The following is a 7070-nucleotide window of genomic DNA, read 5'->3' as shown; positions in this document are numbered from 1 at the left end:
CCCCTCGCGACTTCGTTACTCCTCGCTCATGTAGCACAGAGGCTACACTACGCTCGTCGCGCCTCGCGAGAGGAAAAATCCCGTTGGCTGCGGGCGCGAATGAATTAATCAGAGGTTCCCTAAGCAAGATGGCAGTGGCGACACCGCTCTACACCGCCTGCACCCGGAAATCCTGGTTCAAGAAGCACCAGTCAAACCGGGAAGCACTCCATCGACACAGCGAGTACTCCTACCTTCCCTTCACCCGCCCCGGGCAACGCCCCGACTACGAACTCCGCGACGCCAATGGCGGAGTCACCCAACATCGCCTTGATCCGGAGACCTTCGAAGACGCCATGGACCGGTGGCTGAACCGGCTCTGGACGCCACGCTGACCCCGGCGGCTCGGCCGCGACAGCTTCAAGTTACAAGCCTCGAGCTACAAGCCACTCACTACGAGCTTGAAGTCAACAACTCGCACCACCCTGCTTGCAGCTTGAAGCTCCCCGCTCCCGGCAACAGCCGGGCCGCCCTAACAAGCGGGCCACCCCGGCGGATACCACCACGCTCGTTTCATACGTGCCCTGTTCCGTTGCTTGGGTGGGAGGGTAAGTGGCTGGGTGGCTGAACGGTTCGCTCGCGCCGCGCCGGACTGAAAGCCGTAGTGGCGCTACGGCTTGAGGGACAAATGCGTCGGGAACGTATTTGGACTCGCACATCGTGCGAGGCCGCGAGCGAAAGCGAGCGGTGAGGCCCAGGGACGGGCCAAACAGGCCAAGCGAGCGGGCGCCACAGACAGCCAGACGCCGGCCAGCGTGAAGCCTGAACCGAGCAGATGAACTCAAGATCTGCACTGCGCTGAGACCCCGCACCCAGCTTCCCCGAAGGGAGCGGTCCCGCCCGAGCAACGGAACCCCTTAATGCCCTATCAAGCGGGCCACAGATTCTGACTCTACGGCTCCAGAATATCTCTGGATTCAGGGACTTGCAAGGGGGGTTATGCAGAACCCCGGAATTGCTCTTGTTGTGGTACATCCGCGACATTCGATGAGTCTCCATTCACTCCATTCATGGGCACCTCAGACCAACTTATTACAAAATTCTGGCCGCTTCACCAGCTCAATCCAGCCCCTCCGACCTGATCAAACTGCTGCCGCAAGCCTGGTGTGGTCCACCGGCCCCATGGGCTCATGAGGCCTCGGACTGGCGCTTGGGTGGCTGTTGGCGCAGGCGGGAGAACAGTTTCTTCAGGGTGCTGTCCAGGGCCTGCTGGGTCTTCAGGGACTTTTCGGTCTGGCTGCCCTTTTTGGGGCGGTTGCCGTGGGCGAGGCTGTTGCGGATCTTCTTGAGTTCTTCGTAATCGCCGCGTCGGGCCGGATCACCGCGTAGGCCGTCCCTGAATTCCTGCTCCGCATTTTCACGCTGGTTGTGGTCGGTGACCGCTTCTCCGCTTTCAAGCAATGAACTGATGAAGGCCTCGCAGCCAAAGATGGCGGCGCGGGGGTAGTCGCCCTGTTTCAGGTAGAACTCTGCCTGGTGCCATTGTTGCCGGCCACGGTCTTTGTCTTTGGCCCAGCTCAATCGGTCCTTGAGACCCTCTGTGAACAATGCGCCGGTACCGGGCAGCGGCTCGTTGAGTACTGGCATAAAGGTATTGAGCTTGGCCTGGGCCGAGCCCAGATTGAAAAGGCGTTCGTAATAGGCGGCCTCGGAGAGGCAGCGGATCCTGTCTTCCGGGATGCCTTCTTTCTCAAGTAATGGGGCAAAAACACCGTAATTGCCATCGTGGTCGAAACGCTCAAGCGCCTGCACCCAGTCCATGAGGTGCAGCATGCTGTGCAGGTCATGGACGGTGCCGAGCTTCGTATCCGGGTTGTACTGGCCGTAATAGATGTGCTGGATCTCGATTCCATGCAGGCGACGCAGCATCATGGCGCAGACCAGGGCCAGCATGGGCAGGTGGCGCAGGCCGTGTGTGATGTCCAGGATGACCTGGTCATCGGGATTCACGTGCTCGGACATGACGGCCAGGGTGCTGGTGAGATCGGCCGGTTCGCTGCCTGCCGGGATCAATCCCAGTTCCAGCTCAAAGGGGCAGTGTTCGTTGAGCAGGGGTTTAACCGAATCCAGTTGGGCCTGAGTCACGGTATGTTTTTCGCAGGCCTCCATGAGGTTGATGATGGTGTCATCCGCCTCGGGAATGTTCTGGGTTTCAACCAGAAACTCCCACATGCTGCCACTGGTACCCAGGATGACCATGCGGTCCGGTGCGCGTTTTTCGGCAAGGCTCCAGCCAAAATAGGCGGTTTCATGCTCCTCGCCATTAGGAAAGCGGTAGACCGTCTGGCGGTAGCCATCCTGGTCCTTGGGTGTTCGCCCGATGAAGCTGATCAGTACGGTTGACACTTTTCTCTCCAGAGTCTTTGCAAAAGCCGTGGGTTCATTCGTCAAGAATGCGCTTGTAGACTTCCCTGGCCTCTCCAGCGGCGCCCTTCAGCTTGCCGTCCCAGATGAAGCTTTCACGCATCAGTTCGCGGATGAACTCGGCGGCCTGGCGTTTCCGGTCGGGATCTTCCAGGGCATCAACTGCCTGGGCGAGTTCACGCCGACGAATCACGGCCTTCTGATTGGTCTCCCCCGTCTTTTCCTGGACCTCGGCCAGCATTCTCTTGAGCCAGGCAGGGGTACTGCCTTCGGCCTCGATTCGCGGCACATACTCGGTCTTTCGGGCGTAGTCGGCAAGCACGAGACGCGCCTGCTTGGCTGCCACGAAATCGTTCCGCCTTCTATCCGGGTCCAGACACATGTGACGAAGCTGCCCCGGCCATTTTTCAGACGCCTCGGGGTCGGCCATGGCCAGGAGGTTCTTCATGCGTGATGTAGAGATCCAGTCGTCTTCACCCTGCTCCTTGCAGGCCGTCAGCATGGTGCGCTCAAACTGGCGGCGCCATGCAGCCCGTTGCTCCGGTCCGAGCCTGTGCAATTGGATGGGGTTCTGGTTGGCGCGGAACTGGCTGGCTTTCTCGTTCAGCTCAAAATGAACCTGACCGAAACCAAATGGCTTGCCCATGCCCTGAGAATGACGGAGTTTGGCATCACCGCCCCATTCCAGTATCCAGACCAGGGCACCCAGTTCTTCCGGTTTCAGGTTATGGAAGACAAGCCGCCCCTGAAAGCGGGTACCGGCTGGCAGCGTGTGCAACTGAACCTGCACTCTGGTGTTCTTCTTCTGCTCAGCCGTGAGGGGCTGTACGCCCACTGTCTTTTCATTCCGGGCGGGATAGCGCTTGAAACCACGGACCCTGGCTGGTGGGTTCTTGCTGTCCAGATAGGTGATGTACTGGGGACCCAGATTCTTCTCCTGGAGAATCCTCTCCAGCTTTTCCACCCAGGGGCCCTTGCTGAGTCGTTCCCCACTGTCATCGGTTGGCTGTTGAAGGTAGCTGGGGAAGTAACTGGGCTTGGGGCCATTGAGGATCGTGGGGGACTGGGCCTCTTCGGCCACATTGCCCTGCGCCCGGGCAGTTTCCACGGAAACCCGGCCCTTCAGCGCATCGTCGGGGTCTTCTCCCACGGCACCAAACAGCAGATCCGCGAAATCGTAGCCGTTTTCCACACCGGGCTGGCTGAGGTGATCGCCGGAAACATGACCGATGGCGTCCTGTACGCCGTAGTCACCGGCCAGTTTGGGCATGTAGGCCAGGCCGATCCGATAGCCGCGCTCGGATTCCACATAGAAGACGGGCATGGCCTGCCCGGCAAAATACTGCTCACGCCAGTATCCGGGCCAGGCCATGTCCTTCTTGCTCGCATCCGGCAGGCCCGGCTCGCCTTCATGAACGCGGAGAAAGTCCTGCCAATCCCGGGGGGATAGGTTGACGACATCTTCGGCACGTTCATTGAAAAAGATGAAATCCCGCTTCTTGCCCTTCTCGTCTCTGCTGTCGGAGATCTGCATGGTGAAGACCGGCATGCCGGATTCCGGACCATTGTCGTCCGGGACGGCCAGGCCCTCCTTGCGTCGGAAGGGCAGTTCCCATTCGTAACCGGGCTTGCCATTGTCATGACAGTATTGTTCCCAGTTCGAGAATTTGTCTGCGACCGTTTCCCTGGCTGCAAAGATTGGCGTTGAGATACCCAGCCAGTTTTCCAGGTCACGGTGATGCAGCGGGAGAAAGTCACAGGGGATGAGCTGGTGGCGGCCACTGGCCTCGTCCCACTGCAGCCAACCCGACTTGATCTTTCCCTTCAGCCTGCCCATGTAGGCGCCCTTGACGGCATTGCCGGAAATATCCCGCAGGCCGAGCATGCGGTCATCCACAAACCGCATGCGCCCGAAGGCGGCGATTTCGGTGACGGCGCGGAGCATGCCCTTGAGGCTGCTGCCGGGGATGATGTAGTTGCCGTCGGCATCGCGCACGGGACGGACCTTGCCGGGGCCGTTGCCGCTCTTTTCCTGTTCGCCGCCCACCAGGAGCGGGGAGTCGGCGACGAGTTCGTAGTGGATCTCGCCGCTGAGGCCGTCCTGGAAGGGGATGTCGTGGCTGACCTGATTGCCCCAGTCCGGAATGTGTACCCAGTCAGACAGGGGGACGAAGTTGTAGGCGGCGTCCAGGTGCTTGAGTCGGTTGTTGCCTTGTTGCTTGCTCATTGCTCCCCTCCCAGACCGATAAGCCCTGCGGTGAACGGGCGAAAGCCCAGATCCTTGTCATGCCGCCAGTAGCGGCGGTAGTGAAGGTGCTGCCCGGCTTCGGTGGCCGCCCGATGGCTGACGGTGTCACAGAGGTAGGGGCCTTCTGCTTCGGGGGTGAGCCGGGTGAGATGCCAGCCGCCACGGGCGTCCTGCCGGATGGCCAGTGACTGGCCCCGGTCATTGACGGCCTCGGCACTCAGCAGCTCGCCGTGTTGCTCTGCCGCGCTTTTCATGTCGGGCAGGCCATCCCGGAACAGCCATTGACGGGACTGGCATTGCAGCCAGCCGGCAGTCGGCTCGAATGCCTCCAGTTGCTGGATGAGTGCCTCATGGCTCTGGATGGTTTCGTGTTCCATCTCAAGCCCGCTGGCCCGGAATTCAGGCAGCCCCTTGACCGTGTCCGAACGGCGCAGCTTCTCCCAGGCGCTGATCATTGCGTCATTCATCAGGCACTTTCCTCCATGGATTCGGCTTCGGCTTTTTCACTGTCTGCTTCGGGCCCGGATTGTCTGTCCAGCCAGTCACGCAGGGAGCCGGTGAGTTCACCTTCGAAGAAACCGTTGCCGCTGGTGGTACGGGCACCGAAGGCCAGGCGGCCCTGGCAGAGATCGTCCAGGGTGAGTTTGAGCGCCTGGATGATTCGTTGCTTCAGGGCGGTGTCGGCCAGATCTTCAATGGGGCGGACATTCAACCGGATGGGTATGTCCAGGGTCGCACCGCTGATGACTTCCTCGGCAAACAGCACCCGGTCGCGCACTCCGCCGGTGAAACGATCGATACTGTTGTGCGGCAGAATGCGGCTTTTGACCTTGTCCAGGCTGAGGTAGCTGTCATCGAGGTAGAGGCGTCCTGCCTGGCCGCTGCCGTCGCCCTTGAGCTCCCCAAAGAGCGGCTTTACCTCTTCCGGGGTGTCCTTACCCTGGCCGTCTTCGGCCCAGCGCCCGGCAAGGCAGTTTGAGTAGTAAACAAAACGATGGCGCAGGGCCCCCTTGAGACTGCTGCCGGGCACAAGCAGGCGCTTGCCCTTGTGACGGACGATCTGGGCTTTGCCCTTCTCCCAGCGGACCCAGCCCTCGGTCACGGGCAGCATGGTGTTGGCGGCTTCCGGGCCATCCTGCCCGAGCAGCTCGGCGACCGAATGGTGGCCCGCCCCGATCCGCCAGGCGCCGCGTGGCTTGAGGATCAATCGACCGTCCTGCCAGCCCTGGTCATTCGGCCGGTAGCCCTGGCAGGCGCCGGTAATGTCTTCCAGTCCATCGGTCTCGTGGAGACCGGCGGGCAACTGCTGCAGTGCCCTGGCCGATTCGCGGAGGGTGAAACTGCGGGCGTGGACGCTACAGACACGGAGTTTGCCCAAGCCCGCGCGGGTACCACCGCCGAGACGAAAGCCGGGGTGATGCAGCAGACCGAGCAGGTCCTGCCAGATACCGGAATCCTTGTCTTCCCGGAAGCGAAGTTCGAGCGCGAAGCGATAGCCGGTGGGCAGCACGGCGCGGTCGAACTTGCCGGTATCCGCCGCCGCGCCCTTGTCATTGATGGCGACCCGATGCCGGAAGGCGGGGGCCTCGCGGGTGAGGCGGCGGGCCTCGGCGATCAGGGGATCGGACAGGCGCTCGCTATCGGGGCTGAGCAGGCCTTCCACGGCCCGGCCCTGGCTGTCGAGCATCACGCCCCAGGAGACGGCCAGGCTTGAGGCCTGACCGAGGTTACGATCCTGAAAACCAAAGACATCATTGAGGCGTTGCTCATCAACGGCGTCCAGGCCGGCATACAGGTGGCGCATGACACCCGCGAGGCTGGAGCCGGGAATGGCCGGCAGGTCATTGGCATCGGTCACCAGACGGGTGTCGAAATTGCCATCCGGATTGCCGGTGCTGATGGACAGGGGCGTGGCGGTTTCCACCACCACTCTGGCGATATGCAGGACTGCGTCTGTCATTGTGTGGACCTCCCTGAGCAATCGGCCTGGCACTGGTGGGCGAACTGCCGGATCACGCGGATGAAGCTGCGCTCGGTGGCCGCCTCTTCCCTGGCCTCTTCAAGCAGCTGCTGCAGCCGGGTGGCCAGTGGCACCATCTCCTGCTGCCATGCCAGCTGTTCCTGCCAGCCCTCGGCACCCGGCTTGATGATGGCGGCATTGCCCTGGAACAGTCTTTCCATGAGTTCATCGGCCTTGTCGGATTGATTGGCCGCTTCCATGACCCGGCCCCATTGGGCGGCCGAGGGGCCGAAGTCTTTCTCAACGGGCACGCCCTGCAGGCTGCGGGCGCTGTTGAGGGCTGCCCGCCAGGCTCTGACGAGGCCGGCCGATTGATCCCGGCCCTCGTCTGCAGCCTGTTCATCCTGGCGACGGTCTTCCAGCCAGGTGATCAGGGCGGATTGTGGCCGCTCGGGGCGG

General features: G+C 61.7%; 6 protein-coding genes. 1 reads left to right on the top strand and 5 read right to left on the bottom strand.

The genetic code is table 11. The features are described from left to right. Window positions 1–134 precede the first annotated feature (134 nt). A complete protein-coding gene (locus VCB98_RS13425; RefSeq protein WP_346053387.1) occupies window positions 135–374 on the top strand; it encodes a hypothetical protein in 240 nt (79 codons plus the stop codon). A gap of 793 nt (window positions 375–1167) precedes the next feature. On the opposite strand, the gene csx2 is transcribed toward VCB98_RS13425, so the two are convergent. The 5 genes from csx2 to VCB98_RS13400 form a co-directional block, all read right to left on the bottom strand. Then, window positions 1168–2385, bottom strand: a complete 1218-nt coding sequence (gene csx2, locus VCB98_RS13420; RefSeq protein ID WP_346053385.1) for a TIGR02221 family CRISPR-associated protein — start codon at window positions 2383–2385, stop codon at window positions 1168–1170. A 34-nt stretch (window positions 2386–2419) separates the two neighbouring features. Next, window positions 2420–4630, bottom strand: a complete 2211-nt coding sequence (locus VCB98_RS13415) for a TIGR03986 family type III CRISPR-associated RAMP protein (protein WP_346053383.1) — start codon at window positions 4628–4630, stop codon at window positions 2420–2422. Continuing rightward, window positions 4627–5118, bottom strand: coding sequence for a hypothetical protein (locus VCB98_RS13410; RefSeq protein ID WP_346053381.1), 492 nt, complete (start codon window positions 5116–5118; stop codon window positions 4627–4629). Before VCB98_RS13410 ends, VCB98_RS13415 begins: the two co-directional genes overlap by 4 nt. Beyond that, window positions 5118–6611 carry an RAMP superfamily CRISPR-associated protein gene (locus tag VCB98_RS13405; protein WP_346053379.1) on the bottom strand — a complete coding sequence of 498 codons (1494 nt, stop codon included), beginning with the start codon at window positions 6609–6611 and terminating at the stop codon, window positions 5118–5120. The genes VCB98_RS13410 and VCB98_RS13405 overlap by 1 nt, the downstream gene beginning before the upstream one ends. After that, on the bottom strand, window positions 6608–7070 hold a 463-nt coding region (locus VCB98_RS13400), incomplete at its 5' end, for a hypothetical protein (RefSeq protein WP_346053378.1). The genes VCB98_RS13400 and VCB98_RS13405, both read right to left, overlap by 4 nt.

The sequence above is a fragment of the Natronospira elongata genome (assembly GCF_034931365.1).
GTDB lineage: Bacteria > Pseudomonadota > Gammaproteobacteria > Natronospirales > Natronospiraceae > Natronospira > Natronospira elongata.
This window is presented reverse-complemented; position numbering and strand designations above follow the sequence as displayed.